A 23,975-nucleotide genomic window follows, 5' to 3' on the forward strand; every position below is an offset into this window, starting at 1 on the left:
CACAAACGATCACACTGGCGCCATTCACTAGCTTCTTGCATACCGAGCCCGCCATGACTGCCAACTCCGTCGTTGACAACCTGTCCTCCAGCACTGTCCCATTCCCAGCCGCAGACATCAGCCCGACTGGCTTAAGTGCTCCTGTTTTTAATGAACTGGCGCCCGCACTGCAGCCGGCCACGGCCTTGCGTGCCGCCATCACCGCCGCTTACCGCAAGCCAGAGACCGAAGCCGTAACCGCACTGCTGCCCCAGGCCACGCCGCCGGCCGCCATCAGCCAGGCCGGCGATGCCTTGGCACTGCAGCTGGCCCGCGCACTGCGCGAACGCAAGGCCGACAGCGGCCGCGCCGGCCTGGTGCAAGGCCTGCTGCAGGAGTTTGCGCTGTCGTCGCAAGAAGGCATTGCGCTGATGTGCCTGGCCGAAGCGCTGCTGCGCATCCCCGACAGCGCCACGCGCGATGCCCTGATCCGCGACAAGATCGCCCACGGCCAGTGGAAGGCCCATGTGGGCAAGAGCCCCTCGATGTTCGTCAACGCCGCCGCCTGGGGCCTGGTGCTGACCGGCAAGCTGGTAGCGACGCACAGCGAAGGCTCGCTGGGCCAGTCGCTCACCCGCCTGATCGGGCGCGGTGGCGAGCCGCTGATCCGCAAGGGCGTGGACATGGCCATGCGCATGATGGGCGAGCAGTTCGTCACCGGCGAGACGATTGGCGAGGCGCTGCACAACGCCGAGCGCCTGGAGGCCAAGGGCTTCCGCTACTCCTACGACATGCTGGGCGAAGCGGCAATGACCAGCGACGACGCCAAGCGCTACCTGCGTGATTACGAAAACGCCATCCATGCGATCGGCAAGGCCAGCAATGGCCGGGGCGTGTATGAAGGCCCAGGCATCTCGATCAAGCTCTCGGCCCTGCACCCGCGCTACAGCCGTGCGCAGTACGAGCGCGTGATGGCCGAGCTGTACACGGTGGTGCTGCAGCTGGCGGTGCTGGCCAAGGGCTACAACATCGGCCTCAATATCGATGCCGAAGAAGCCGACCGCCTGGAGCTGTCGCTGGACCTGCTGGAAAAGCTCTGCTTTGCGCCCGAGCTGGCAGGCTTTGCCGGCATCGGCTTTGTGGTGCAGGCCTACCAAAAGCGCTGTCCCTATGTGCTGGCCTTCATCATCGATCTGGCCCGCCGCAGCCAGCACCGCTTGATGGTGCGCCTGGTCAAGGGCGCCTACTGGGACAGCGAGATCAAGCGCGCCCAGGTCGAGGGCCTGGAAGACTACCCGGTCTACACCCGCAAGGCCTACACCGATGTGTCCTATGTGGCCTGCGCCCGCCAGCTGCTGGCCGCGCCCGATGCGGTCTACCCCCAATTCGCCACCCACAACGCCCACACCTTGGCCACCATCTACCACCTGGCCGACCCGGCGACTTACCAGCCCGGCCAGTATGAGTTCCAGTGCCTGCACGGCATGGGCGAGCCGCTGTATGAGCAAGTGGTGGGTCGCAACGCCAGCGAAAAGCTGGGCCGCCCCTGCCGCATCTATGCGCCCGTGGGCACGCATGAAACCCTGCTGGCCTACCTGGTGCGCCGCCTGCTGGAGAACGGCGCCAACACCAGCTTTGTGAACCGCATCGCCGACCAGGACATCCCCCTGGCCAAGCTGGTGGAGAACCCCGTCACCACCGTCCAGCAATGGGCGCAAAGCGAAGGCCAGCTGGGCCTGCCCAACCCGCATATTGCCCAGCCGCGCACGCTGTATGGCACCAGCCGCAGCAACTCGGCCGGACTGGATCTGTCCAACGACGACCGCCTGCGCGCGCTGCAGCAAGACCTACAGGCCAGCGCACAGATGGCCTGGCATGCCCAGCCGATGCTGGCCGATGGCGCCCCCGCCTCCACCCAGGCCAGCGAGCCCGTGCTGAACCCGGCCGACCACCGCGACCAGGTGGGCACCGTCACGCAGGCATCGACCGAGCAGGTGGAATTTGCGCTGGCCGCCGCCCAGGCCGCCGCTGCCCGCTGGCAGGCCACCCCGCCCGCCCAGCGCGCCGATTGCCTGGCCAAGGCCGGTGATCTGCTCGAATCGCATATGCCCACCCTGATGGGCGTGCTGGTGCGCGAAGCGGGCAAGACCTGCTCCAACGCGATTGCCGAAGTGCGCGAGGCGGTGGACTTTCTGCGCTTTTACGCCGCCCAGGCGCGCAGCTGGGGCCAGGCGGATTACCAGGCCCTGGGCCCCGTGGTCTGCATCAGCCCCTGGAACTTCCCGCTGGCCATCTTCAGCGGCCAGATTGCCGCTGCGCTGGCCGCTGGCAACACCGTGCTGGCCAAGCCGGCCGAGCAAACCCCGCTGATCGCCGCTGCCGCCGTGCAGGCGCTGTGGCAGGCCGGTGTGCCGCACGATGTGCTGCAGCTGCTGCCCGGCACCGGCGAGACCGTCGGCGCCCGCCTGGTGGCCGACAGCCGTGTGCAGGCTGTGATGTTCACCGGCTCCACCGAAGTGGCCCGCATTCTGCAAAAAACCCTGGCCCAGCGCCTGGATGCCCAAGGCCAGCCCGTCACCCTGGTGGCCGAGACCGGCGGCCAGAACGCGATGATCGTGGACTCCTCGGCACTGGCCGAGCAGGTGGTGGTGGATGTGCTGTCCTCCGCCTTTGACTCGGCCGGCCAGCGCTGCTCGGCGCTGCGCGTGCTCTGCGTGCAGGAAGAAGCCGCTGACCGCCTGCTTCACATGCTGCGCGGCGCGATGCAAGAGCTCAACGTCGGCAACCCCTGCCAGCTCAAGACCGATGTTGGCCCCGTCATCGACGCCGAGGCCAAGGGCGTCATCGACCAGCACATTGCCCGCATGCAGGCCGCTGGCCACCAGGTCTGGCAAAACGGCAGCGCCAGCGCGCCAGGCACCTTTGTGCCGCCCACGGTGATCGCCATCCGCCAGTTGTCCGAGCTCAAGCGCGAGGTGTTTGGCCCGGTGCTGCATGTGCTGCGCTACCGCCGCGAGAACCTGCCCCAGCTGCTAGCCGACATCAATGCCACCGGCTATGCCCTCACCCTGGGCCTGCACACCCGCATCGATGAAACCATCAACCAGGTGGTCAACGCCGCGCATGCCGGCAATATCTATGTGAACCGCAACATCGTTGGCGCCGTCGTCGGCGTGCAGCCCTTTGGTGGCGAAGGCCTGTCCGGCACGGGCCCCAAGGCCGGCGGCCCGCTGTACATGCTGCGCCTGCTCAGCCGCATGCCCGCCACGGCCACGGTCGATGCGCTGGCCCACCTACCGCGCATGGCGGGTAGCGAGGCACCCGCCCCCACCACCGGCCAGCGCGGCAATGCCCATGGTCTGGAACAGGCTGATGCCGCACCCGCCCCTGCGCTGGAGGCCTTGCACAACTGGGCTACGCAGCAAGGCCAGGGCGACCTGGCAGCCCGGTGCCAGCGCTACGCTGCCCACACCGGCCACGGCTTTGCCGCCGAGCTGCCCGGCCCCACCGGTGAGCGCAATCTGTATGTGCTGAGCGGCCGCGAGCGCGTGGCCTGCGTGGCCAGCAACCACACGCTGCTGCTGGCGCAGCTGGCTGCCGTGCTGGCGGTGGGTGCCACCGCCGTGTGGCCCGCCAACAGCACCCATGCCAGCCTGCTCGCCCCGTTGCCCGCCTCGGTGCGCGCTGCGGTGCAGCTGTCTGCCCACAGTAACCAGGCTTTCTTGCAGACCGAAGCCTTTGATGCGCTGGTTATCGATGCGGCCAGCGGCTGGCAAGCTGCCGGCAACAGCCTCGTCGGCCGCACCGGCGCCATCGTGCCAATGACGGCCCAGGCGCAAGACGGCAGCCTGCCGCTGTTCCGCCTGCTGGCCGAGCATGCCATCAGTATCAATACGGCTGCGGCTGGCGGTAATGCGAGCTTGATGACTTTGGATTAAGGCCATGCCTTGGGGCGCTGCTCCATAGAAAAAGGGCTGGGATCTCAGGATCTCCAGCCCTTTTTGCATTTGCTTTTGAACAGCAGCGCTATTGGTATCAATCCATCGTCGTGACCAGTGCCGCAATCCCCAGCACCAAAAAGATCACCGCGCAGACCCGGTGGATCCAGCGGATCGGCAGCTTCTTGGTGATCTTGTCGCCAAACCTGACCACCGGCGCATTGGCCAGCATCATGCCCGCAACTATCTACTCGCCCTCTTTCTTATCTTCAAGAATCCAGAGAATTGCGTATCCACTGAGTGCACCCACTACACCAAATACCCCAACAAAGCTCGTAGTACTTAGCCAACTCCACCATTCCGACGCGCTGAGCCCACTATCAGCAAAGGTTTCTACGGCCATCCCATTGATAGATTGAGATGAATGGGTACTGATATATGTATACCAATAAGGCCATGTGTAGATACCGATAGGAATAATGGCTGCCACATAGCCTGCAATCGCAAATATCCACCAACGCAGCCATTTTTTTCGTATTAGAAATATACCTATTGGCATACCTAAGATTAGCGCATTACCAAAAGAGCCAACAAAAGCTCCCCACAGAAATTTAAGATAATTCTCATCAGTGAGAGAATTGTTGCCTGACAGGCCTGGTCCAAGCACCCATAAAAACACAATACCCCAAGGGACTGCTCCGGCGACAAACGCAGCGCATAGTATTTTCAATTTACTCATTTTTCTATTTCTTGAAGCCGTTGCAAAAGCAAAAGCCACTTTAATAAATCAAATTTCCGCTTATGCCATATAACTTCTACATCTAAATGGGCTTCATAAATTTATACTTGTCGCTCACCGCGTACGTCAACAACAAGGCTGCCACGGCAAATTTAAAAGGTATCCCCACGATCGGCAGCAGCAATGATAAAAGATTACTGCCATTTACCTCAGGCAATAAAAATATTGCTGCCATCAATCCGCGCACGGACATTACTGCGGAATTCAAATAGTAAAAAACCCCAGAAAATGACGTTTGATCTCAATGTTTCTTGAATACCTGTAGATACCGATTATACAGCCTGCATCATTAAGCAAAACTATCACTTGTACGATATCAAAATCAGCTTTTAAAACCACCTATCCCATAGACTCAAAGCTAATACAACAGAGTACAACCAAAAAAAATAAAAACCATACCTTTTGCCATTTTGAATGTTTCATCGCAAAATGACCTCTTTGAAACTATAAATCGACTTAATGTAGATTTTCTCAGCGCAACGAATATTTAAATATACATTAAGATCTTACCAAACCGCTGCCGGATTTATATATAGTCGAAAAAGAACTTTTTTCTTTGCCTATGGTAATTTCAGAGATCAGAACGTCATCAAAATCACATTTTTTAAAATCTGCAACGATAAAAGAATCAATCATTTTTACATTTTTAAATGAACATTCCTCAAACAGAATATCATTTGAAATACTTAAATCATAAGACTCAATGTCAATGAATTGGCATTTGTAAAAATATACACCGAGTATATTGATTTTATTTAAATTCAAATTACTAAATTTACTGCCAAAGATATCACATCCAAGTATTTCACCAAGCCAAATGTCACGCCCATAAAAACTACAGTTATTGATTTTTGAACCTTCAAATGTTACTGGAGGAAAATCCTTACCAGACAGGCTTACATCACAAATTTCCACCCCACTGTATGTACAACCGCACGTTTTCATCCATCTTTTCTCATCCATAAACTCGGTCTGATTCACGACACGCATTACTGCACTCCTAAAGATTATTACGCGCCACGACTTGTTCTTGGCTGTCGACAGTGCCACGCGATTGGTATTTGTACATTTAAAGACGGCCAACTCGGCGGCGGGCGACAAGGCATTCTTGAGGATCTTGCACAACGCCTGCCCGATCAAGATAACCAGGCTGCTAATAGATAGCAGTAAACAGTTTGCTGATCGCTTGTCAGCCAATCGGCAAAAAGAGCCCAGTGACAACTATGAGCCGGACTTGCTGTGCGATCAACTGTGTATCGAGCATCGCCTGACCCCACGCAGAACCAATGGCATGATGGAACTATTCAACGGCCGCATCGCCGATGTCCTCAAGACACATCGCTTTAACAGCAGCGAGGATTTGGAGCAAACACTGATGCACTACGTGGCCCTGTACAACCACCAATTACCGCAATCAGCACTGCAAAGCAAAACTCCGATGCAGGCCATGAAGCAGTGGCACCAAACGCATGCTGAACTATTCAATAAGCAGCTCTATGATCGTCCGGGATGCAATATGTATTCGTAGCCCTATGCGAATAGATGTGTTGTGAACCTGCCAGCTCAAGCACTGAGAGATGCGTTGCAGGAGCTATTTAGAACGTCGAGTTAATCCACCTTTCTCGTTATATACAGTTGAAAAAGAACCCTTTTCTTTCTCTATAGAAATCTCAGAGAGTACCACGCCATCAAACTCACAATTTTTAAAATCTGCTTCTATAAAAAAATCTGGAATTTTTACGTTTTTAAAATAACTGTCCTCGAATTCTATTGAGAATGACATATCTAAATCATGAGCATTAATATTTATAAATCTGCACTTATTAAAACAAACAGCAATTATTATCGATCGATTTAAATTGATATTATCAAATTCGCAATTAAAAAATCGCACCCAAGAATTTGGTCGAACATCACTCCTTCGCCTTGGAATGAACAATTTGTTATCTGCGACCCTTCGATACTTATCATTGGAAATTTAATTCCTAACAGACTCAAATCACGAATATCAGCGCTTCTATAAATAAAATCAGCGGCCTCTACCAACCATCTTCTTTGTCCATGAACTCACTTTGATTCACCAAGATCATGATATCCCCTTTAATTCTAGTGGCGAGACCGCAAATTCACAACCTGACGGCTGTCGGTGAAGATCTTCCTATTGCACCTGAGTTCGGATTTTTGTGAACTTAGGTTGTTTCCTCAGTTCAGTCAGCTTGACAAAAATGTATAAATACTAAACTCTATACAATTGGGCATTTTTAATGCGAATACCTAATGACGTTGTTTCCTTTTTAATGTATACCTCAGAAAAAGTTACATTTTCAAATTCGCAGTTTTTGAAGTCAGCAACAACGTATGACACCGTTATCTTCACATTCTTGAAAGAACAATTTTCAAAAAGAACATCATCTGAAATATCCAAGTCATACGAATCTATATCAGAAAATTGGCAATCAACAAAATTTACACCAAGAACAGATGTTTTATTAAGATTAATATCTGAAAATTTGCAATTACTAATATCACAATCGACAATTCTATCAAACATTACTTCCTGCCCTGCAAAGGAGCAATTACTAAGCTTGGCAGTTTCTATGGAAAACATAGGAAACTTCACTTTTATTAGATTTATATTTTGAATATCTACATTTTTGTAAATATAATTCGAGATGTTTAACCATCTTTTTTTATCTAAAAATTCATTTTGATTAATAGCAATCATTTAAATATCCCAAATTAATACCATATAACACGAGAAGAGTTACCAGATGCATTTATTGCATCACTCAACTCTCTAATGTGCTGACTAGACATATTTGCAGTATCTACAATTACATTGTGTCCGCGCAGAAATTCAGTATTTATTTTATCCATGACCCTGTCTAGGATAAAGGCTCCTCGTCCTGATGGAGAAGGTACTTTTGACATTGGCCCTTTAACATCCCATTTCTGGCCAGTCGCATCTATAAATTCTGCGCCTTGATGTGCGGTTGGATCTCGTACAATTGGCCCAGGTAACTTGCCCCCCTCTTCTAACGCTAAGCCCACTTCCGCTTCTCTGAGGGACTTAGGATTTATCTCTCCTCCATGAGAAGGATCCGTTGCCAACTCCTCCAACCGCTGCGCACGACTTTTTAGAATGGCTACCCCATCCGTGCCATGCTTAGCAGCCGGAAGCTGCTCCCCATGAGGCACCCTCTTCACCATCCCCGCAGCCGCACCCCCACCGGGATACGCATCCGCCAAGATCGCCCCAGAAACCTTCCCTGCTTCGTAGAAGTCACCCGCAGCGCGCAATGCCTCTGCCTGCTGCCGCTTGGCTTCAAGATCATTGAGGACGCCTGCAGCCGTGTCAATCGGGTGCCTGGCTGCGCGTTCAATGGCGCTGCCCAGACTGCTTTGCCGCTGCAATGCGCTTTGCACCAAACCTGAATCGCGGTAGTAGCCGGCGGTCAGCAGATCGCCTATCTGCAAGATGCTGTCTGACACAACTGTCGCTGCAGCAAGAACACCCCCACCCACGGCTTGCGCCGCACCGACTGCCATTCCAGCGGCATGCTGGGCATGTTCCGCAACATCCTTGGGCTGGTTGGGTGGGGACTCAACAGGCCGCAATGGCATGGTGTAGATACGCGCCCTGCGCACATTGGGCATCAGGCTGACAGCGTTGGGCGGGAGCCTTCCTGTTGGCCCGGAGTTGGGGTTTTTTGTGGACTCCGGTGGTTTCTTCAGCTCGGGCAGCTTGACGTGCGGGTTCTGCCGGCGAAGGTTTTCATAGTCTTCGTAGCTGTACATGGCTTCGCGCAAATACTCATCGCTCGCAGCTTTGGCATTTTCATAAACCTGAACCTGTACGAACTCGGGCCAAGGGGTGATCAGGGCACTGTTGCCATTGCCCACGTTGATAGGAGACAGCGCAGTGACGCTGGTGGCAGCTTGGGTAGACACGGCCTGGCCCCTTTAGCTGCAATTCATCCAGCACAGGTCCAGATGGCGCGTGACGGGGCGCTTCTCTGCAAACACCGTGGTGCTGCCTTCCTTGACCCATACATGACCACTGCCCAGCGATACCCGCGAATCGACACCTTTTCCTTTGTCGCCTTCGACGCCTTTGAACACACTGTTCAGCAGAACCACCGGCTCGCCTCTGGCATACACGGTCTGTGCATAGTTCATCAAGTCATGGTCTGCGGTGCGAGAGATCTCAAAGGGGATGACTTTTTTGCCCACTTTGCAATAGTCGGGCGAGGTGTTCAGCGCCACCCACCCGGCCTCACGGTTGGCGATGTGTTTATCGGCCATGGCGGCTGCGCCCCTTCGCTGTTGCTTTAGATGCGGGTCTGTTCCAAATATCGATACGGGCGCTCTTGGCCTCTGCCGCCTGAGGAATGCTGGCGCGCCAGGTGAGCTTGGTCTGCAATGCATCGATATCGAGCTCTACGGTATCGAGCACCATGGGCATCAGAACGGGACTTGCTTGCTGTGTGCTGGCAACGGTCAGTGCCGGTTGCCAGACAGGTGTTTTGGCATAGGCGGCATGGTTGCCAGTCAGGCCTAGAATTTCGATTTCCTCGTCTCCTGTGAAGTGCGGAAAAATCCATTCAGGTGCCGCGGCCTGAAAGAAGCGGGTGTCAAAGTCATGGGGATAGTCTTTGCCAAGCGGATGCTCGGCTTGCGCAAACCATGCTTTGTCATAGGTGCCTGCGTACTGGCTGCGCAGATCCCACACGCGGCTTACAGGCCCCAGCGCGGGTACTGCAATGGGTTGATCAATGTGCTTGAGGCGTTGCGGGTACAGCTCAATTTGCACCGCCGGATAGTGGGCATCTGGATCTAGTCTTTGCAGCGGAATAAAGCCCCGGCCGACTGGATTGACGGGGTGGTGTACCCACTCGTCTTTTTTCAGATAGCTTCCGCCATATGCCAGCTCATGGATAAGGGGAATTCCCTCTTTCACCAGCGAAGGCTGGCTCAGATGCCAGCCTTTGAAAGCGCCATGCTGCCAGTGCCGAGCGCCTTGCAATACCCATTTTTGTTCGTGCTTGGCCTTTGTCGTTTTGATCGTGATCTGCGCGCCCCATTCGCGTACTGGTTCGTATGCACGCGCATGGCCGGTGATATACACATCGGTGCAGGGCTTGAAGACGACGGTATCGCTCACCGCGCTCAATGGCGCATAGGCACCCAGATCACTTTGCCGTGTGCGGTCTGCCATTTCGATGGCACATGCGTGGGCGTCTTCTGGCAGGTAAGAAAGCTTGTCCAAGCGATGGCTCATAGGTAGCGACGCCTTGACAACGACAACGTCGTGCAAGACCCGTCGCGGCGCCATCTTCTCAAAAGCAAACCACTCAAAAGGCGTGTAGTTATCTATATGAAGCAACTGCATGTACGCCTCAGTTCAGGTCAATGCGTTCGGAGTTGACCTGGACGTGCTCGGCGCCGTCCACCTTGATCAGTTGGCCATTGAGGTTGACGGTGCCGTCGGCCTTCATCACCAGCGCACTCTTGCCCACTTTGAGGGTGATGCTGCCTCCATCCATCGTGATGGTCGACGTACTGTCTTCGCCCCCACCGCCGCCCGCTGAGGGCGACACCACATTCATAGCCATGCCCGGAGGGGTGCCGCCTGCTGCACCAGCCCCGGAACCACCGACGGTGAGCGTGTATTTTTTGCCGACCTTGGTGTCTTTGGTCTGCCCGATCTTGGCGGTCTGGCTCATGCCCACCACGGTGTTCATCATCAAACCCGCATTGAGGCTGTAGACGATGCCGTAGTTGTGCATTTTGGCGACGCCCACGTTTTGCATGTAGGCAACACCGATGCTCTGGGTTTTAAGCACGCCGATGCCGACGTTCTCCATCACGCCGACGCTCTTGGTGCGATTGAGGCCGATGCTGACTTTCTCGTTTCTGCCGACGTCTTCTGTGCGGTTGACGCCAATGGAGATCTTCTCGTTCAGATCCACCCGCTCTTGGCGGCTTTGGTGGATGGTGATGGTTTCGTCCTGGTCGACCTCTTCTGTCCGCCAACCATGGACGTTGATCTTTTCGTTGCGGTCAACGATTTCGGTGCGGTCACGGCGGATGGTGCTGAACTCATCGCGGTCAATAGTCTTGCGCCGGTCGTTACCGACCCACTTTTCCTCATCGTTCTCAACCTCGGTGAGCTGGTCTTTTTGCGCATGCAGCCACAGCTGCTCTGCTCCTTTTTTGTCCTCAAAGCGGATGGCGTTCGCATCCCCCAGCCCATTCTTCTGGCCCGAGCCTTTCAAGCCCTTTTTGCTGGACTGGGTTTTGATGCCCGATTGCGTCTTGTTCGCTGGCAAATCCCATGGCGGCATCTGCATGGCGTTGTACACGCAGCCGGTGATGATGGGGTAGTCCGGGTCTCCGTTCAGAAAGTCGACGATGACCTCCTGTCCAATGCGCGGGATGTGCATGGATCCATAGTTGCTACCCGCCCAGGTTTGCGACACGCGGATCCAGCAGCTGGAGTTTTCATTCTTGCCACCGTACCTGTCCCAGTGGAACTGCACCTTGATGCGACCGTATTTGTCGGTGTATATCTCTTCGTTTGCCGGGCCCGTCACCACCGCAGTCTGAGGCCCGGAGGTGCGGGGCTTGGGGGTCGTACGCTGGCTGCGGTACGGGATCGTTTGGGGAACTACGTCAAAGCCGATACGGTAGGTGGTGGGGCTGTCGCCGCCTCCGCGTTGACCGCCACCTGATCCATTGCTGCGTCTAACATTTTCTTCAAATCGGTAGTAGGCCGACTCGATGAGGTACTCTTTATTTTGGTCAGCTCGGGGATACTTGTTGAGCGTAAACAGGTAGCCGGGAGCGATGTTGCGGGCGTTGCCCTCGCCGTGCGCTATTTCACGCTGGGCATTGAGCTGTTCAACACGCACACGCGCGTAGTTTTCTCCATCGTTGAGGTCGGTGTAGCCTCCAGGCCATTCATAGACTTCTCGGCTGTCTTCAATGTGCCCCGCCAGCTGTGCCTTTTTGGTATCCAGCAGCGAATACGGCATGGTGAAGTCATAGTCGTCTGCAGCAAAATAGCCAGAGGCAATATCTTCGCCAACGCTCCAGGTATCGACAAAGTCTTCGTCGTGAACATGGGCCGCTCTGTCCCCGCTGTAGTAAGACAAGGTGGTCGGGCCGTTGGGAAGCCGATTGTGGGAGCCAATATCATCGGCGAGCACCAACTCGTGACTGCCCATGCGGTGCGCGAAGTAGAAGTACGCGCCCTCCATCTCCATCAATCGGGAGATAAAATTGAAATCCGACTCCCCATACTGAACGATATATTTCCAGCTGCGGTAGCTGCCCATGAGCTTGTTTTCGATAGAAAAACCATAGGGCGCCAGCACTTCCTGGATGATCTCTGGGACTGTTTTGTACTGGAAAATCTTGTAGTCTGTGCGGCGAGTGGCATGCCATAGCCAAGGGCGCAGAACGGATTCATACGCGTAGAAATCACCGTCTCTGCCCAAGTAATTGAACTGCACCACTTGACCTGACAGGAATCGCTTGTCGACACCTGCGATCTCGGTGGTCAGATCCACCTCAATGGACATGTCGGTACCCAACAAGGTTTTTGCGGAGATGGAGGCGGTCTCGCTGATCAGTCGTACCCGAAACTCGAACAAACGGGCGATCTGCTCTTTGCCCACAAGGGAGCGAAACTCAAGCTGCTCGCCCAGCACACTGTGGGCGGTGAAGGTGCGATTTGCCATTGTTAATTGCTTTCAGATTATTTATGTAGATTGATTTTGGCAATCATATACAGAACAAAAGCTTTGGCAATGACTGATCGGCTGCAGCGTCCGCTGATGTGGTCAGGATGCTGCGGCGTCTGCCGTGCCGAGCGGGAGTGCAGGGATGTGAATCCCTTCGAGCATCGGCATCAATTCAGGCGGGGGTTGCGAACGCAGCGCAGCAACTTGCGGCAGGTCGAGTTGGTGAAGGATGTGTAGCGGCTGCTTGCCTGTGCTTGCAAACACGGTGGACCGGTACTTGTCTTGGAACAGCTCCCAGCACCTGAGCCCGATTTGCTCCATGGCTACCTTTTGTGTGTACTCCCAGGCTAGCTGCAAAACTTCTTCATAGCTTCTGCGCTGTATCGTCCAGCTCTTACGCAAAAGCTGGCCGGGAACCGTTGCATTGCCTACCACGATGAATAGGCTGGTGTAGCCCCGACTTGTGATCGGATAGACGCTGAGGCGCAGATGGAAAAACTGCGGACGCAGCGCATGAAACCAGGCATTGAGCTGTTGGAGTTGCCTGTTTACGGTGAGGCTGTCAGGCGGGGCAGCGGTCGGGAATGTGATCTTCCCTTTCTCGCTTTTCACATCAAGCAGCTGAGGGAACCTGGACTCTGCCACCTCGGTCGCCTGGGCATTGACGGTGACAAAGCGATTTGGTTGCTGGGCTACCCACTCCATACGCGTCGCAATGGCAAGCGCTTTGGCGCCGTCATCGCCATGCGCTTTAACAGAGAAACATCTCTGGTACGTCTGGCCATCGCTTGTACAAAATGCAGCCCAGTCTTTGAGCCTACCCTTCTCATACCTTGCCCACACGCCAGGGATGCCGGACTTGTTGTTGGAGCGGGGTTTGGTGCGATGCTCCAACATGGTGAGCGGCGGAAACAGGCGCTGCAGTGCCTCGCGGTAGGCCATCGCCATCGCCAAAGCCGATTCCCGCCCCCCATACACGCCATCGGGGAAATGACGGACAAACGATTTGCGTTGGCGTTTGATATACACCATCCACAGTCGCGCTGTGCCACCCTTGGCATTAGCGGTATCGATGTGGACGATGCTGTAGCTATTTTCGCTGCTGGATACCTGGGCCATCCCGTTGCTGCTCTTAGTCATCGTCTCAACCCACGTGGGGCAGGTCACTGCGCCATGAAACCCCTGCGCCGCAACGCATGCCTAGCGGTCCACAAGCATGGGCACCGCAGCTGTTAACCAGCACGCAGCCAGGCCCACTGCACCAGGACTTCATCCGATTTGGGAGAAACGCCCAAGCTGGGGAAGCGCTCCGCTTTCTCGCGAAATACCAAGCGAATATCGGACCCAGCAAAGAAGGCTTGCATTGGATGGCCGAGGGGCAACATGGCCTCATACCAGCCAGTTGCGGGCGCGAGTGCGCCTGCGGCGCTCAGGCCGATAGCAGCCGGTGGGCCGGTCATCTCTGGGTTGTCCGATAGCGAGGTCTCTGGGGAATTCCCGGCAAGAGGCCGCCAGTCGTGCATCCTGATGAAGCTGAGATGCTCCAGCTTGCCCTGGTTGTTGAACATGCATTGCGCAACCCAGTCCAGCCCCGATGGACTTTGGATCTGATAAAGGGCAATACCGTGTTCATGCAGCAGTGGCTCACCAAAACAGGCATTGGCATGCATCAGGGTGGACTGCCCTGCAGGCAAGACCTTGGGCCACTCACCCAGCCACTCGTCCCCTGTTTCTGAGACCGCCGTGTGCAAGGTGATGCTTTGCAGGCCCCAGACAGCCATCGCAGGGTCGTCATGGGCTTCAAGCGCTTGCCAGTTGGGTTGCATCGCGACCACCGGAGCGTCTGCCAAATGCTGCTCCCACACTGCATACGTGGCCTGGTGGCCAACAAACTCGGGGATAGAAGCAGGGAAGGCTTGCCATCCATCTAAAAAAGCATTTGACATATTGATGCCCATAAATCAATAGCCAAAGACTAACACATGCTCTGTGGTGCCCAATGTCCCGCAGCGCGTTACGGAGCACCTATCCCAACATGGCCGCTCCCCTATTCCAGGCGCTTTTTCCGATCTGCCTTTTTTGTCCGAACAGACCAAGTTGCACCAACCAGGAACACCGTGCCGCATATCGTTGGGAAAATCGAACAGATGCTGCAGCCTCAGACTTCTGAGAAAAGAGGCCGGCGATCGCAAGATTCCCAGCCCATGCGCTTTTATACAGGCGCCCGCTCGCCACAGAACAATCCCAAGCGGCAGCAGCGCGATCAATCCATCGTCGTGACCAGCGCCGCAATCCCCAGCACCAAAAAGATCACCGCGCAGACCCGATGAATCCAGCGGATCGGCAGCTTCTTGACGATCTTGTCGCCAAACCAGACCACGGGGGCGTTGGCCAGCATCATGCCGATGGTGGTGCCAGCGACCACCCAGTAATAAGAGGCCGGGTACTTGGCGGCCAGGCCTACGGTGGCCAGCTGGGTCTTGTCACCCATCTCGGCCAGGAAGAACAGCACCAGGGTGGTGCCGAACACTCCCCAGCGGCCGCTGCTCTTGCCGGCCTCGTCCTCGTCGATCTTGTCGGGGATGAGCATCCAGCCGGCCATCAGGATGAAGGACACGCCCAGAATCCAGCGCAGCACATCGGGGCCCAGCATGGTGGTGATCCAGGCGCCGACAGCGCCCGCGAGGGCATGGTTGACCAAGGTAGCGACAAAGATGCCCAGCACAATGGGCCAGGGTTTGCGGTATTTGGCAGCGAGGACGAGGGAGAGCAACTGCGTCTTGTCACCCATTTCTGCAAGGGCGACGACAGCGGTGGAGAGGAGAAAGGCTTCCATGATGGGGATCGTTATTGCAGCCGGATATAGCAAGACAGCATTGACCGCATCGCGACTCCGGCATTGGATCGCAACGTGGTCAATGGTCTCGCCCAGCTTCCTCATCACAAGGTGCTGTGTACGCCATAGGCCGCAAGGGCCCAAGTTTGTTGACGCACACTCCGCGGCGCATTGCACGCCCGGCAGGCTACTCCCCAAAGACTGGCGCATCATACGCCCAAAACTGATGCTGCGCCGCAACACCCACAGCCTCCAGGGAAAATACCAGGGTTTGCTTGCGGGTTCTGTCAACACAGCGTAAGGCGATTCGCTCATAATGGTGAAGCTTTGTGTGCCTCCGGGTACACTTGAGCGTGCGGTGATCCGTCTTGGAAGTTGTCACAGGTTTGTTGATTGCATCAGGCTCCATCGCTTTTTTTACTTTTTTCGGAGTCCTCAAATGGGCAACAAACTTTACGTGGGCAACCTGCCTTACTCTTTCCGTGACAGCGATCTGGAAAGCACTTTCAGCCAATTCGGTACCGTCTCCAGCGCCAAGGTCATGATGGAACGTGACACCGGCCGTTCCAAGGGCTTCGGCTTTGTGGAAATGGGTTCGGACGCTGAAGCACAAGCTGCTATCGAAGGCGTGAACGGCCAAGGCTTTGGCGGTCGTAACCTGGTCGTGAACGAAGCACGTCCAATGGAAGCACGTCCTCCACGCAGCGGCGGCTTCGGCGGCGGCGGTGGTGATCGCGGCGGCTTCGGCGGCGGCGGTGGTGGCCGTGGCGGCTTCGGCGGCGGCGGTGATCGCGGCGGCTTCGGCGGCGGCGGTGGCCGTGGCGGCTACGGTGGCGGCAGCTACTAAGAACATCGCATCCAAAACCCCTTGTGGGTTTTGACTGTCAGATGACGGGTTCGCCCGATAAAAAGGCCTCTTTGAGGCCTTTTTTGCGTCTGGTTGCAGCTTCTGCACCACACCTAGGGAGGATAACTATGCCATTTGCCATTTTTATCCCAGAAAATAATGGATGGAGTACTACTTCATTGGGCTATTGCGATAGGTGAACGGTCTCGTTGTGACGCAAAGGATCACCAGATGGCTGAGGCCTGCGCCCTACCGGGCACCATCGCATTATTTAAGAGTTATCAGGAGTCCCTCAAATGGGCAACAAGCTTTACGTCGGTAATTTGCCATACCAGGTTCGCGACATCGATCTGGAACAGGCCTTTGGTCAGTTTGGCAGCGTAACCAGCGCCAAGGTGATGATGGAACGCGACACGGGTCGCTCCAAGGGTTTCGGTTTTGTGGAAATGGGCAGCGATGACGAGGCCCTCGCGGCGGTCAACGGACTGAACGGTCAACCTCTGGGTGGCCGTAATTTGGTCGTGAACGAAGCGCGCCCCATGGAACCACGTCCTCCTGGCGGCGGCTTTGGCGGCCCCCGTGGCGGCGGCGGTGGCTTTGGTGGCCCCCGTGGTGGTGGTGGCGGTGGTTTCGGCGGCGGTAACCGTGGCGGCGGTGGAGGCTACGGTGGTGGTGGTGGTGGCTATGGCGGCGGCGGTGGTGGATACGGCGGTGGCGGTGGCGACCGTGGTGGCTACGGCGGCGGCGGTAACCCTGGCGGTGGCGGCGGCGGTTATGGTGACCGAGGTGGTCGCGATGGCGGCGGCGGTGGCCGTGGCGGCAATGACCGTGGCTTTGGCGGCGGCGGTGGCGATCGTGGCGGTGAGCGCGATGGCGGCTTCCGCAGCCCTTACGGCAATGGCTCGCGCAACCGTGGTGGCAACCAGGGCTACGACAACAACGACGACTATTGATGTCTGCAGGCACACCCAGGCGGTGTGCCGGGCAGCAACGACAAAGCCCCGTGAGGGGCTTTTTTCATGCCTGTCCTAGGGCTTGCGCGGGTCTTGGCCCGGCATGGCATCCACCCGCTCGCGGTGGCGGTGCTTGCGCGGGCGGTTGGCCAGCGCGCGGTCATAAAGGGCATTGGGCAGGCAGCGCAACAGCCTGGCTACCCAAGCCATTTGCCAGGGTATGACGGCATAGCTGCGCGCCTTGCCAATCACCGCATAGGCCTTGTCGGCAAAGGCCTCGGGCTGCATCAAAAACGGCATGCCGTAGCGGTTCTCGCGGGTCAGCGGGGTGGCCACAAAACCCGGGCAGATGGTGATCACTTGCACACCGCTGCGCTGCAGCTCCACCCGCAGGCTTTCGCAGTAACTGATGACGGCCGCCTTGCTGGCGCAGTAAGCGCCATGGCCGGGCAGGCCCCGGATGCCGGCCACGCTGGCAATACCCACCAGCTTGCCGCTGCCGCGCGCCTGCATGGGCCGCACAAAGGCGTGGAAGGTGGCGGCCATGCCGATCACATTGGTCGCATAGGTCTGGGCCAGCACCTCCAGGTCCTCGCGCTCTGCGGTATCGATGCCATAGCTGACACCGGCGTTGGCCACCACCACATCGGGCAGGCCCTGCTGCTGCAGGCATTGCGCGCAGGCGGCAATGGTCTGGTCACGGTCAGAGACATCGGCGCCGTAGATGGCATAGCGGCTGGCATCCATGCCCTGGGCCTGGGCCCATACCTGGATCAACTCGGTGCGGCGGGCCACCAGGGCCAGGCGGTAGCCTGCCTGGTAATAGCGCCAGGCCAGGGCCTGGCCGATGCCGCTGGAGGCGCCGGTGATCAGCACCAGCGGTGCCTCGGCCATGGAGGTTTGCATGGTTGGGTCAGCGTGCCGGTTGCAGCACGCCGCGCACCCGGCCTTTGAGCTCGGCCACCTGGGTGATGTTGTTGAAGACCATGGAATCGGCCGTGAACCGGTCCTTGCCCCGAATGATTTCTACGGGCTTGTTCGAGCTCACCCGCTCCTCATTGACAAAGGCATGCAGGAATTCACCCCGGAACTCCATCTGCGGCGCATCCGCCTTGTTGCTGTTGCGCACCACCTTGGCATTGCCAAACAGCTGCACTTCCGAGCCATCGGCATTGGACAGCGCACGGTCTGCCGTGGCCACCGTGGTGGAGCCGTCCTGGCGCAGGGAGCGCAAGGTAGCGGTATCGATCTCCAAGGTGTCCGTGTCCATGTAGTGGCGCATCTTGCTGCCCTGGATTTCGCTGGTCAGCGCCCCCGTGCCGTCAAAGCTGCGCACGGAAAAATCGCGCATGTAGTAATCCACTTCATGGCCCGGTACCACAGCCTCGCGCACGACCTGGGGCTTGGGCGCATTGCGCACCAGCCACCAGGTACCCAGGGTCAACAGCCCCATCAGGATCACCGGCAGGTAGATGGACGACAGGTCCATGAGGCGTCGCAGGCGTGATTTCATTGTCCGTACCGATCGAGCAGATTGACATAGGCGCCGCAAGCGGCCAGCACGGCGTCACAGAGTTCGCGCGCCGCGCCCGCACCGCCGTGGCGCGTGGTCACCCAGTGTGCCACGCCCAAAACTTCGGGGTGGGCGTTGGCGGGTGCACAGGCCAGCTGGCAGCGGCGCAGCACCGGCAGGTCGGGCCAATCATCGCCCATCGCAGCGGCCTGGTGCCAATCCAAGCCCAGTGCTTGCAGCATGGCCTGGGCAGCGGGCAGTTTGTCCTCGGTGCCATAGCGCACATGTTCGATGCCCAGCGCCGCCAGCCGGTGGCGCAGCGGTGCCGAATCGCGCCCGGTGATCACGGCCGGCACAATGCCCGCTTCGCGCAGCATCTTGAGGCCATGGCCGTCGAGCGTATGGAAGCGCTTGAGGGTCTCGCCCTGCTCGCTGATGTACAGGCCCCCATCGGTGAGCACGCCATCCACATCAAAAAAGACAATCTTGATTCCCTGGGCGCGCAGCAGCAGCTCGGCCGGCCACTGCTGGGCGGGGGTGATCGGGGGCAGGTTGATCGTGCTGGCCATCAGATCACCTTGGCCCGCATCAGATCGCCCACATGCACAATGCCCAACAGGTGCTGCGCCGCATCGGTCACCAGCACGCTGGTGATGCGGTGCGCCTCCATCAATGCAGCCGCATCGGCGGCCAGTGCGTCGGCCGCAATCTGGCGCGGCGTGGCATGCATCACCTCGGCAGCGGTCAGGCCGCGCAAGTCAGCACCCGCCTCAATGCGGCGGCGCAGATCGCCATCGGTGAAAACGCCTTGCAGCAGGCCCTGTGCATCCACGATGGCTGCCGCGCCCATGCCTTTGGCGCTCATCTCGCGCATCAAATCGCTGAAGCTGGCGGTTGGCAACACGGTTGGCAACTCAGCGCCCGTGCGCATCACATCCGATACATGGGTCAGCAAGCGGCGGCCCAACGCACCACCGGGGTGCGAACGGGCAAAGTCTTCGGCCTTGAAGCCACGCGCATCCAAGAGAGCTACCGCCAAGGCATCGCCCATGGCCATTTGTGCCGTGGTGCTGGCGGTGGGGGCCAGGTTCAGCGGGCAGGCTTCCTTGTCCACCTGGGTGTTCAGCACCCAGTCGGCATAGCGGGCCATCGATGACTGCAGGTTGCCCGTCATCGCGACCACGGGCACGCCCAGGCGCTTGAGCACGGGCAACAGCACGGCGATCTCGCCGCTCTCCCCGCTGTTGGAGATGGCCAGCACCAGATCCTGGCCGGTGACCATGCCCAAGTCGCCATGACTGGCCTCGCCGGGATGGACAAAAAACGCCGGCGTGCCGGTCGATGCCAGGGTGGCCGCAATCTTGCGCCCCACATGCCCGCTCTTGCCCATGCCGGTGACCACGACGCGCCCGGGAATGTCAAGCATGCGCTGCACGACCTGGACAAAGTTGTCGTCCAGGCGCTGCGCCAGCGCCGCAATGGCCTCGGCCTCGATCGCGAAGGTAGACGCCGCCAGGCGCAAAATCTGCGCCGCTTCAACGGGGCGCTTGGGCTGTAGGGTGCTCATGGAGGCTGATTTTATCGGAGCGCCCGCGCCCAGGCGGGCACAGGTCATTGTTAACAAGGCCAGCGCCTGCGGCCATCCGCGCAGCACTTGCACTACCATGGCGGGTCATCCCCTCTTCTGCCCCCACCATGCACGCTCCAGACGTCAACGCCTTTTTGCGTCACCACATCCGCACCGTTCCCGACTGGCCAGCGCCGGGCGTGCAGTTTCGGGACATCACCCCGCTGCTGCAAAACCCCCAGGTCTTCCACGTGCTGATCGATGCCTTTGTGCACCGCTACATGTCGCGCGACATGCGCCCGGATGTGGTGGCGGGGCTGGACGCACGCGGCTTCATCCTCGGCGCCGTCATTGCCTACCAGCTCAAGGTGGGTTTTGTGCCTATCCGCAAAAAAGGCAAGCTGCCCTTCACCACGGTCGAAGAGACCTATGAGCTGGAATACGGCAGCGCCACGGTGGAGCTGCATGCCGATGCCGTCAAGCCTGGCGACAAGGTGCTGCTGGTCGATGATCTGATTGCCACCGGCGGCACGATGATGGCTGGCAAAAAGCTGTTGGAAAAGCTGGGCGCCACGGTGGTCGAAGGCGCGGCCATTGTTGACCTGCCCGAGCTGGGCGGCTCCAAGCGGCTGACCGATGCAGGCCTGCCGCTGTTTACCTTGGTGGATTTTTCCGGGCACTAATGCCCGCAGGGTTTAGGCGCTCAGTGCAGATCGCCGTACTGGGTGTTGCTCAGGCCCCCGAAGGTGGTGTCCGCCGTGGGGGCAGGCGCGCCACCCTGGCGTGCGGCATCGCGCGCTGCCTGGGCATGGTGCGCGGCGCTGCGGGCAGGCGCGGCCGGCACAATCGGCGCAGGCCGGGGGGCTGCACTGGTGGCGCCGCGCTGGCTTGCCACTCCACCATCGAGCGCGGGCACCGGGTGCAAAGCCGCCTCCAGCAACGCCTTTTTGAAAGCCGCAATCTCCGCTTCATCGACCGGGTCCATGCCCAAAGGCACGGGCACCACCGCAGCCTGGGGCGCGGCAGCGGCCCCTGCGGTTGCAACCGCGCTCGGCGCTTTGCTGGTGGCTGCACCGAGCTGCGCGTTAAGGCGCCAATACACCGAGGTCACCACAATCTCGAAACGGGTCTTGGCAGAATAGGCAATCAAGGCCTCGATCTGGGTGAGCTTGTCAGGCGATGCGCAGTACTGCTGCGCCAAATCGACCATCACAATGAACTGGGTGGCCCGCTTGTCGAGCGCCAGCACCTTGAACTTGTAGCCGGCCGACAAAATGCCGGACCGCACCATCGACTCGCGCACGGCTGAGTAGACCATCTCGCGGCGGGCCGAGCGCTCCCCAGGCCGAGGGACTGCGCTGTCGTGCTGCGGCGGCAGCGCCGCTGCTGCTCGCACGCCCACCAAGGGCGCAGACGATGCCAGCGCATCGGGCTGCATCATGCTCAGAGGCTCGGCAAACATGGTTTGCGGGCCCATGGCCACCATGGCCGGTTTTTTCTCCGGTCGATTAAACCATTTGGCAAACAAAGACATGCCACTCCCTACCTGGTCAGAATTCAAAACGGTGCACCCGTTTCATCACGCAACAAGCGTTTGTAATTGTAGGAAAGAGTATTGCATACACCGGCCAGAAAAGCGCGCGCCATTTGACCAATGCCAAGCTTTTATGTTGCAGCGACGCGGCGTTTGCGGTTGCCCAGGCGCTTGGCCAGCACCGACCCGGCCGCCATGGCCAGCGCCACCGCCACCGTGGGCTGGCGGTTGCACAGCTCGGTAAAGCGGATGCTCGACAGCGCCCACAGGCGGGAGGCCGCTACCGCCTGCACCGTGGCATTGCGCGGCTGGTGCGAAAAGAATGCACCTTCCCCCACAATGGAGCCTGCACCGACGATGGCCAGGCGAATGCGCTGTTTTTCGTCCTCAAAGTGCACGCTGAGGCTGCCGCTTTCGATGAAAAACAAGGTGCGCTCCTGCGTGCCTTGCTGAAACAGCACCTGGGATCCCGCCAGGTTCGACGGGGACAGGTAAGGTGCCAAAATCTCCCACTGCGCAGCGGTCAGCGGGTTGATCATGCTTTCCTCGTCCTGGCAGTTGTTGATGGCCGTCACCAGGGCACTGATGTTGGTAGCGCTACTGAACATGAAACTCTCCTCCTCAATCCCGGTAGTGGGCCCACCAGTGATCTATCGATAAGCCAAACAATCTAACCGAGTGGCCGCACAACGGCCGGGCAGCCAGGCAAATATTTGTAAGAAGTATCGCCTAGTCCACAATTCCTGACGAAGCACTCCGTCCCCCTTCTTTCTTCCCTCCCGAGACTTTTTGATTCCATGCATGCATTACTAGAGGCCATCGCCAACATGCCGGCGAGCCAGCAGGCGCAACGCCTCTTCCACGGCCGAGGCGGCCTTTTTCCCGGCTGCGAGCATCTGTCGCTGGACCTGTACCCGCCCGCGGTGGTGCTGACCAGCTTTGCGCCGCTGGCCGATGAGGCACTGCAAAGCGTGGGTGATGCATTGCAACAGCGCTGGCAGCAGCTGTACCCGGGCGAGCCGCTGACCTGGGTCTACCAGTGCCGGGCGCTGGGCGCGGCCGAGACCCGCCTGGTCCAAGGCAGCCTGCCCGAGCCCCATACCGTGCAGGAAGACGGCGCGCAGTACCTGGTGCATGTGCTGCGCGGCCAGAACCATGGGCTGTTTCTGGACATGGCCGAGGGCCGGCGCTGGGTGCGCCAGTTCATCGCGCGCCAGCCCGATCCCGAGCGTTGCACCGTGCTCAATATGTTTGCCTACACCTGCGCCTTCTCGGTGGCGGCGCTGCAGGCGGGCGCCGGCCAGGTAGTCAATATCGACATGAGCAAGGCCGCGCTGGCCAGTGGCCAGCAAAACCACCGGCTCAACCAGCTCGCAGGCGGCCAGTTCTGGGGCCATGATATTTTCAGCAGCTGGGGCAAGATCACCCGCACCGGGCCGTATCAGCTGGTGATCATGGACCCGCCCAGCTACCAAAAGGGCAGCTTTGTGGCCACCAAGGATTACGCGCGGCTGATCAAGCGCCTGCCCGACCTGCTGGCGCCAGGCGGCTTTGCATTGCTGTGCCTGAACGCGCCCGAGCTGCCCCTGGCCTTTTTGCAAGACCAGATGGCCGAGCTGGCACCGGAGCTGGAGTTCATCGAGCAGGTGGCCAACCCGGCCATCTTTGCCGATGTCTCAGCGGACCGGGCGCTCAAGGTGCTGGCCTACCGCATGCCCAGCTGAGCGCGGCCGATAAGGCCATGGGCTCAGTCGACGACGACGAGCTTGCCGCGCATCGGCTCGGCATGGGTGGGGAAGGAGCAGAAATAGCTGTAGTCCTCGCCCTGGCGCAGGCGCTCGACCGGGAAACTCACCGAGGCATGCTCGCCGCCCGACAGCATCTGGGTGGCGGCCAGCACCCGGGCATCGCCCCGGCTGAGCCAGGCGCGCTCGGGGCCCGAGCGCTGGCCTTCGCGGATCACCGCCTCGGTGTCCTGGCTGCGCGTCAGCACCCAGTTGTGGCCCGCTTCCTGCCAGGGCTTTTTGCCGGTGTGCAGCAGGTGCACCGTGAACTGCGCGCAGCGCTTGCTCACGCGCAGCTCCGTCAGGTCAAACTTTTTGCCCGGCTGGCCTTGTACATGGGCTTCGCAGACGGGGGCGGGTGCAGCGGGCTGCGCCAGCGCGGCGCTGCTGGCGCACCAGGCGGCGGTGCAAAGAACGAGGGGGCGCAAAGAAAACGTCATGGTCAGTCACTAGCGTTTGTTGAGAAAAGAGAGAGGC

22 protein-coding genes and 3 pseudogenes are annotated in these 23,975 nt (G+C 58.5%); 6 read left to right on the forward strand and 19 right to left on the reverse strand.

Annotated elements, in window-relative coordinates; translation table 11 throughout:
• Positions 1-53 precede the first annotated feature (53 nt).
• A complete protein-coding gene (putA, locus tag M2375_RS13765; protein WP_259168085.1) occupies positions 54-3,917 on the forward strand; it encodes a trifunctional transcriptional regulator/proline dehydrogenase/L-glutamate gamma-semialdehyde dehydrogenase in 3,864 nt (1,287 codons plus the stop codon).
• A gap of 97 nt (positions 3,918-4,014) precedes the next feature.
• On the opposite strand, the pseudogene M2375_RS13770 reads toward putA, so the two are convergent.
• The 3 genes and pseudogenes from M2375_RS13770 to M2375_RS13780 all read right to left on the reverse strand — a co-directional run.
• Positions 4,015-4,155, reverse strand: a pseudogene (locus tag M2375_RS13770) (TMEM165/GDT1 family protein); the annotation flags it as partial.
• Between the two features lie 9 nt (positions 4,156-4,164).
• Entirely contained in the window at positions 4,165-4,656 is a 492-nt protein-coding gene (locus M2375_RS13775; RefSeq protein WP_259168086.1) for a hypothetical protein, read from the reverse strand.
• A gap of 558 nt (positions 4,657-5,214) precedes the next feature.
• A complete protein-coding gene (locus M2375_RS13780; protein ID WP_259168088.1) occupies positions 5,215-5,706 on the reverse strand; it encodes a pentapeptide repeat-containing protein in 492 nt (163 codons plus the stop codon).
• 25 nt (positions 5,707-5,731) lie between these two features.
• Between M2375_RS13780 and M2375_RS13785 the strand changes: the two are divergent.
• Positions 5,732-6,244: pseudogene (locus tag M2375_RS13785) on the forward strand (integrase core domain-containing protein); the annotation flags it as partial.
• A gap of 63 nt (positions 6,245-6,307) precedes the next feature.
• On the opposite strand, the gene M2375_RS13790 reads toward M2375_RS13785, so the two are convergent.
• From M2375_RS13790 to M2375_RS13830, 9 genes are all read right to left on the reverse strand, one after another.
• Positions 6,308-6,499 (reverse strand): hypothetical protein, encoded by a 192-nt coding sequence (locus M2375_RS13790; protein ID WP_259168089.1) that lies wholly within the window; start codon positions 6,497-6,499, stop codon positions 6,308-6,310.
• 453 nt (positions 6,500-6,952) lie between these two features.
• On the reverse strand, positions 6,953-7,441 hold the full coding sequence (locus M2375_RS13795; RefSeq protein WP_259168091.1) for a pentapeptide repeat-containing protein: 489 nt from the start codon (positions 7,439-7,441) through the stop codon (positions 6,953-6,955).
• Between the two features lie 14 nt (positions 7,442-7,455).
• On the reverse strand, positions 7,456-8,667 hold the full coding sequence (locus M2375_RS13800; protein ID WP_259168093.1) for a hypothetical protein: 1,212 nt from the start codon (positions 8,665-8,667) through the stop codon (positions 7,456-7,458).
• A 12-nt stretch (positions 8,668-8,679) separates the two neighbouring features.
• Positions 8,680-9,021: a DUF4150 domain-containing protein gene (locus tag M2375_RS13805; RefSeq protein ID WP_259168095.1), complete on the reverse strand. Its 342-nt coding sequence runs from the start codon at positions 9,019-9,021 to the stop codon at positions 8,680-8,682.
• Positions 9,011-10,108: a DUF2169 domain-containing protein gene (locus tag M2375_RS13810; protein ID WP_259168099.1), complete on the reverse strand. Its 1,098-nt coding sequence runs from the start codon at positions 10,106-10,108 to the stop codon at positions 9,011-9,013. The genes M2375_RS13805 and M2375_RS13810 overlap by 11 nt, the downstream gene beginning before the upstream one ends.
• A gap of 7 nt (positions 10,109-10,115) precedes the next feature.
• A complete protein-coding gene (locus tag M2375_RS13815; RefSeq protein WP_259168102.1) occupies positions 10,116-12,461 on the reverse strand; it encodes a type VI secretion system Vgr family protein in 2,346 nt (781 codons plus the stop codon).
• 102 nt (positions 12,462-12,563) lie between these two features.
• Complete coding sequence (locus tag M2375_RS13820; RefSeq protein ID WP_259168104.1) at positions 12,564-13,604, reverse strand: AP2/ERF family transcription factor; 1,041 nt, start codon at positions 13,602-13,604, stop codon at positions 12,564-12,566.
• Positions 13,605-13,696: 92 nt separating this feature from the next.
• Positions 13,697-14,422, reverse strand: coding sequence for a hypothetical protein (locus M2375_RS13825; RefSeq protein ID WP_259168106.1), 726 nt, complete (start codon positions 14,420-14,422; stop codon positions 13,697-13,699).
• 305 nt (positions 14,423-14,727) lie between these two features.
• On the reverse strand, positions 14,728-15,300 hold the full coding sequence (locus M2375_RS13830; RefSeq protein WP_259168107.1) for a TMEM165/GDT1 family protein: 573 nt from the start codon (positions 15,298-15,300) through the stop codon (positions 14,728-14,730).
• Positions 15,301-15,739: 439 nt separating this feature from the next.
• Between M2375_RS13830 and M2375_RS13835 the strand changes: the two genes are divergently transcribed.
• Positions 15,740-16,147 carry an RNA-binding protein gene (locus tag M2375_RS13835; protein ID WP_259168109.1) on the forward strand — a complete coding sequence of 136 codons (408 nt, stop codon included), beginning with the start codon at positions 15,740-15,742 and terminating at the stop codon, positions 16,145-16,147.
• A gap of 296 nt (positions 16,148-16,443) precedes the next feature.
• Positions 16,444-16,995 (forward strand): annotated as a pseudogene (locus M2375_RS13840) (RNA recognition motif domain-containing protein); the annotation flags it as partial.
• Positions 16,996-17,175: 180 nt separating this feature from the next.
• Here the strand turns inward: M2375_RS13840 and M2375_RS13845 are convergent.
• From M2375_RS13845 to M2375_RS13860, 4 genes are read right to left on the reverse strand one after another with little or no spacing between them, the layout of a single operon-like run.
• Positions 17,176-17,994 carry an SDR family oxidoreductase gene (locus M2375_RS13845; protein WP_259168316.1) on the reverse strand — a complete coding sequence of 273 codons (819 nt, stop codon included), beginning with the start codon at positions 17,992-17,994 and terminating at the stop codon, positions 17,176-17,178.
• Positions 17,995-18,013: 19 nt separating this feature from the next.
• Complete coding sequence (gene lptC, locus M2375_RS13850; protein WP_259168110.1) at positions 18,014-18,613, reverse strand: LPS export ABC transporter periplasmic protein LptC; 600 nt, start codon at positions 18,611-18,613, stop codon at positions 18,014-18,016.
• Entirely contained in the window at positions 18,610-19,182 is a 573-nt protein-coding gene (locus M2375_RS13855; protein ID WP_259168112.1) for an HAD family hydrolase, read from the reverse strand. The genes lptC and M2375_RS13855 overlap by 4 nt, the downstream gene beginning before the upstream one ends.
• Positions 19,182-20,180, reverse strand: coding sequence for an SIS domain-containing protein (locus tag M2375_RS13860; protein WP_259168114.1), 999 nt, complete (start codon positions 20,178-20,180; stop codon positions 19,182-19,184). Before M2375_RS13860 ends, M2375_RS13855 begins: the two co-directional genes overlap by 1 nt.
• Before the next feature lie 128 nt (positions 20,181-20,308).
• On the opposite strand from M2375_RS13860, the gene M2375_RS13865 reads away from it, so the two are divergent.
• Positions 20,309-20,863, forward strand: coding sequence for an adenine phosphoribosyltransferase (locus tag M2375_RS13865; protein WP_259168116.1), 555 nt, complete (start codon positions 20,309-20,311; stop codon positions 20,861-20,863).
• A gap of 20 nt (positions 20,864-20,883) precedes the next feature.
• Here M2375_RS13865 and M2375_RS13870 read toward each other — a convergent pair whose 3' ends face one another.
• Positions 20,884-21,714 (reverse strand): hypothetical protein, encoded by an 831-nt coding sequence (locus M2375_RS13870; RefSeq protein ID WP_259168119.1) that lies wholly within the window; start codon positions 21,712-21,714, stop codon positions 20,884-20,886.
• 131 nt (positions 21,715-21,845) lie between these two features.
• Entirely contained in the window at positions 21,846-22,322 is a 477-nt protein-coding gene (locus tag M2375_RS13875) for a Crp/Fnr family transcriptional regulator (protein ID WP_259168122.1), read from the reverse strand.
• A gap of 189 nt (positions 22,323-22,511) precedes the next feature.
• Between M2375_RS13875 and M2375_RS13880 the strand changes: the two genes are divergently transcribed.
• Complete coding sequence (locus M2375_RS13880; RefSeq protein ID WP_259168124.1) at positions 22,512-23,438, forward strand: class I SAM-dependent methyltransferase; 927 nt, start codon at positions 22,512-22,514, stop codon at positions 23,436-23,438.
• Between the two features lie 23 nt (positions 23,439-23,461).
• Here the strand turns inward: M2375_RS13880 and azu are convergent, their stop codons facing one another.
• Entirely contained in the window at positions 23,462-23,938 is a 477-nt protein-coding gene (azu, locus tag M2375_RS13885) for an azurin (RefSeq protein ID WP_259168126.1), read from the reverse strand.
• Positions 23,939-23,975 lie beyond the last annotated feature (37 nt).

This window comes from Comamonas sp. BIGb0152 (assembly GCF_024809975.1).
Taxonomy (GTDB): domain Bacteria; phylum Pseudomonadota; class Gammaproteobacteria; order Burkholderiales; family Burkholderiaceae_C; genus Comamonas.

Bases quoted from the DNA above. Each gene is read 5' to 3' on its own strand.
- putA (WP_259168085.1), top strand. From the start codon at position 54: ATGACTGCCAACTCCGTCGTTGACAACCTGTCCTCCAGCACTGTCCCA.
- M2375_RS13820 (WP_259168104.1), bottom strand. From the start codon at position 13,604: ATGACTAAGAGCAGCAACGGGATGGCCCAGGTATCCAGCAGCGAAAAT.
- M2375_RS13835 (WP_259168109.1), top strand. From the start codon at position 15,740: ATGGGCAACAAACTTTACGTGGGCAACCTGCCTTACTCTTTCCGTGAC.
- lptC (WP_259168110.1), bottom strand. From the start codon at position 18,613: ATGAAATCACGCCTGCGACGCCTCATGGACCTGTCGTCCATCTACCTG.
- M2375_RS13795 (WP_259168091.1), bottom strand. From the start codon at position 7,441: ATGATTGCTATTAATCAAAATGAATTTTTAGATAAAAAAAGATGGTTA.
- M2375_RS13805 (WP_259168095.1), bottom strand. From the start codon at position 9,021: ATGGCCGATAAACACATCGCCAACCGTGAGGCCGGGTGGGTGGCGCTG.
- M2375_RS13855 (WP_259168112.1), bottom strand. From the start codon at position 19,182: ATGGCCAGCACGATCAACCTGCCCCCGATCACCCCCGCCCAGCAGTGG.
- M2375_RS13880 (WP_259168124.1), top strand. From the start codon at position 22,512: ATGCATGCATTACTAGAGGCCATCGCCAACATGCCGGCGAGCCAGCAG.
- M2375_RS13875 (WP_259168122.1), bottom strand. From the start codon at position 22,322: ATGTTCAGTAGCGCTACCAACATCAGTGCCCTGGTGACGGCCATCAAC.
- M2375_RS13830 (WP_259168107.1), bottom strand. From the start codon at position 15,300: ATGGAAGCCTTTCTCCTCTCCACCGCTGTCGTCGCCCTTGCAGAAATG.
- M2375_RS13870 (WP_259168119.1), bottom strand. From the start codon at position 21,714: ATGTCTTTGTTTGCCAAATGGTTTAATCGACCGGAGAAAAAACCGGCC.
- M2375_RS13790 (WP_259168089.1), bottom strand. From the start codon at position 6,499: ATGTCATTCTCAATAGAATTCGAGGACAGTTATTTTAAAAACGTAAAA.
- M2375_RS13810 (WP_259168099.1), bottom strand. From the start codon at position 10,108: ATGCAGTTGCTTCATATAGATAACTACACGCCTTTTGAGTGGTTTGCT.
- M2375_RS13845 (WP_259168316.1), bottom strand. From the start codon at position 17,994: ATGGCCGAGGCACCGCTGGTGCTGATCACCGGCGCCTCCAGCGGCATC.
- M2375_RS13825 (WP_259168106.1), bottom strand. From the start codon at position 14,422: ATGGGCATCAATATGTCAAATGCTTTTTTAGATGGATGGCAAGCCTTC.
- M2375_RS13860 (WP_259168114.1), bottom strand. From the start codon at position 20,180: ATGAGCACCCTACAGCCCAAGCGCCCCGTTGAAGCGGCGCAGATTTTG.
- M2375_RS13815 (WP_259168102.1), bottom strand. From the start codon at position 12,461: ATGGCAAATCGCACCTTCACCGCCCACAGTGTGCTGGGCGAGCAGCTT.
- M2375_RS13775 (WP_259168086.1), bottom strand. From the start codon at position 4,656: ATGAGTAAATTGAAAATACTATGCGCTGCGTTTGTCGCCGGAGCAGTC.
- azu (WP_259168126.1), bottom strand. From the start codon at position 23,938: ATGACGTTTTCTTTGCGCCCCCTCGTTCTTTGCACCGCCGCCTGGTGC.
- M2375_RS13780 (WP_259168088.1), bottom strand. From the start codon at position 5,706: ATGCGTGTCGTGAATCAGACCGAGTTTATGGATGAGAAAAGATGGATG.
- M2375_RS13865 (WP_259168116.1), top strand. From the start codon at position 20,309: ATGCACGCTCCAGACGTCAACGCCTTTTTGCGTCACCACATCCGCACC.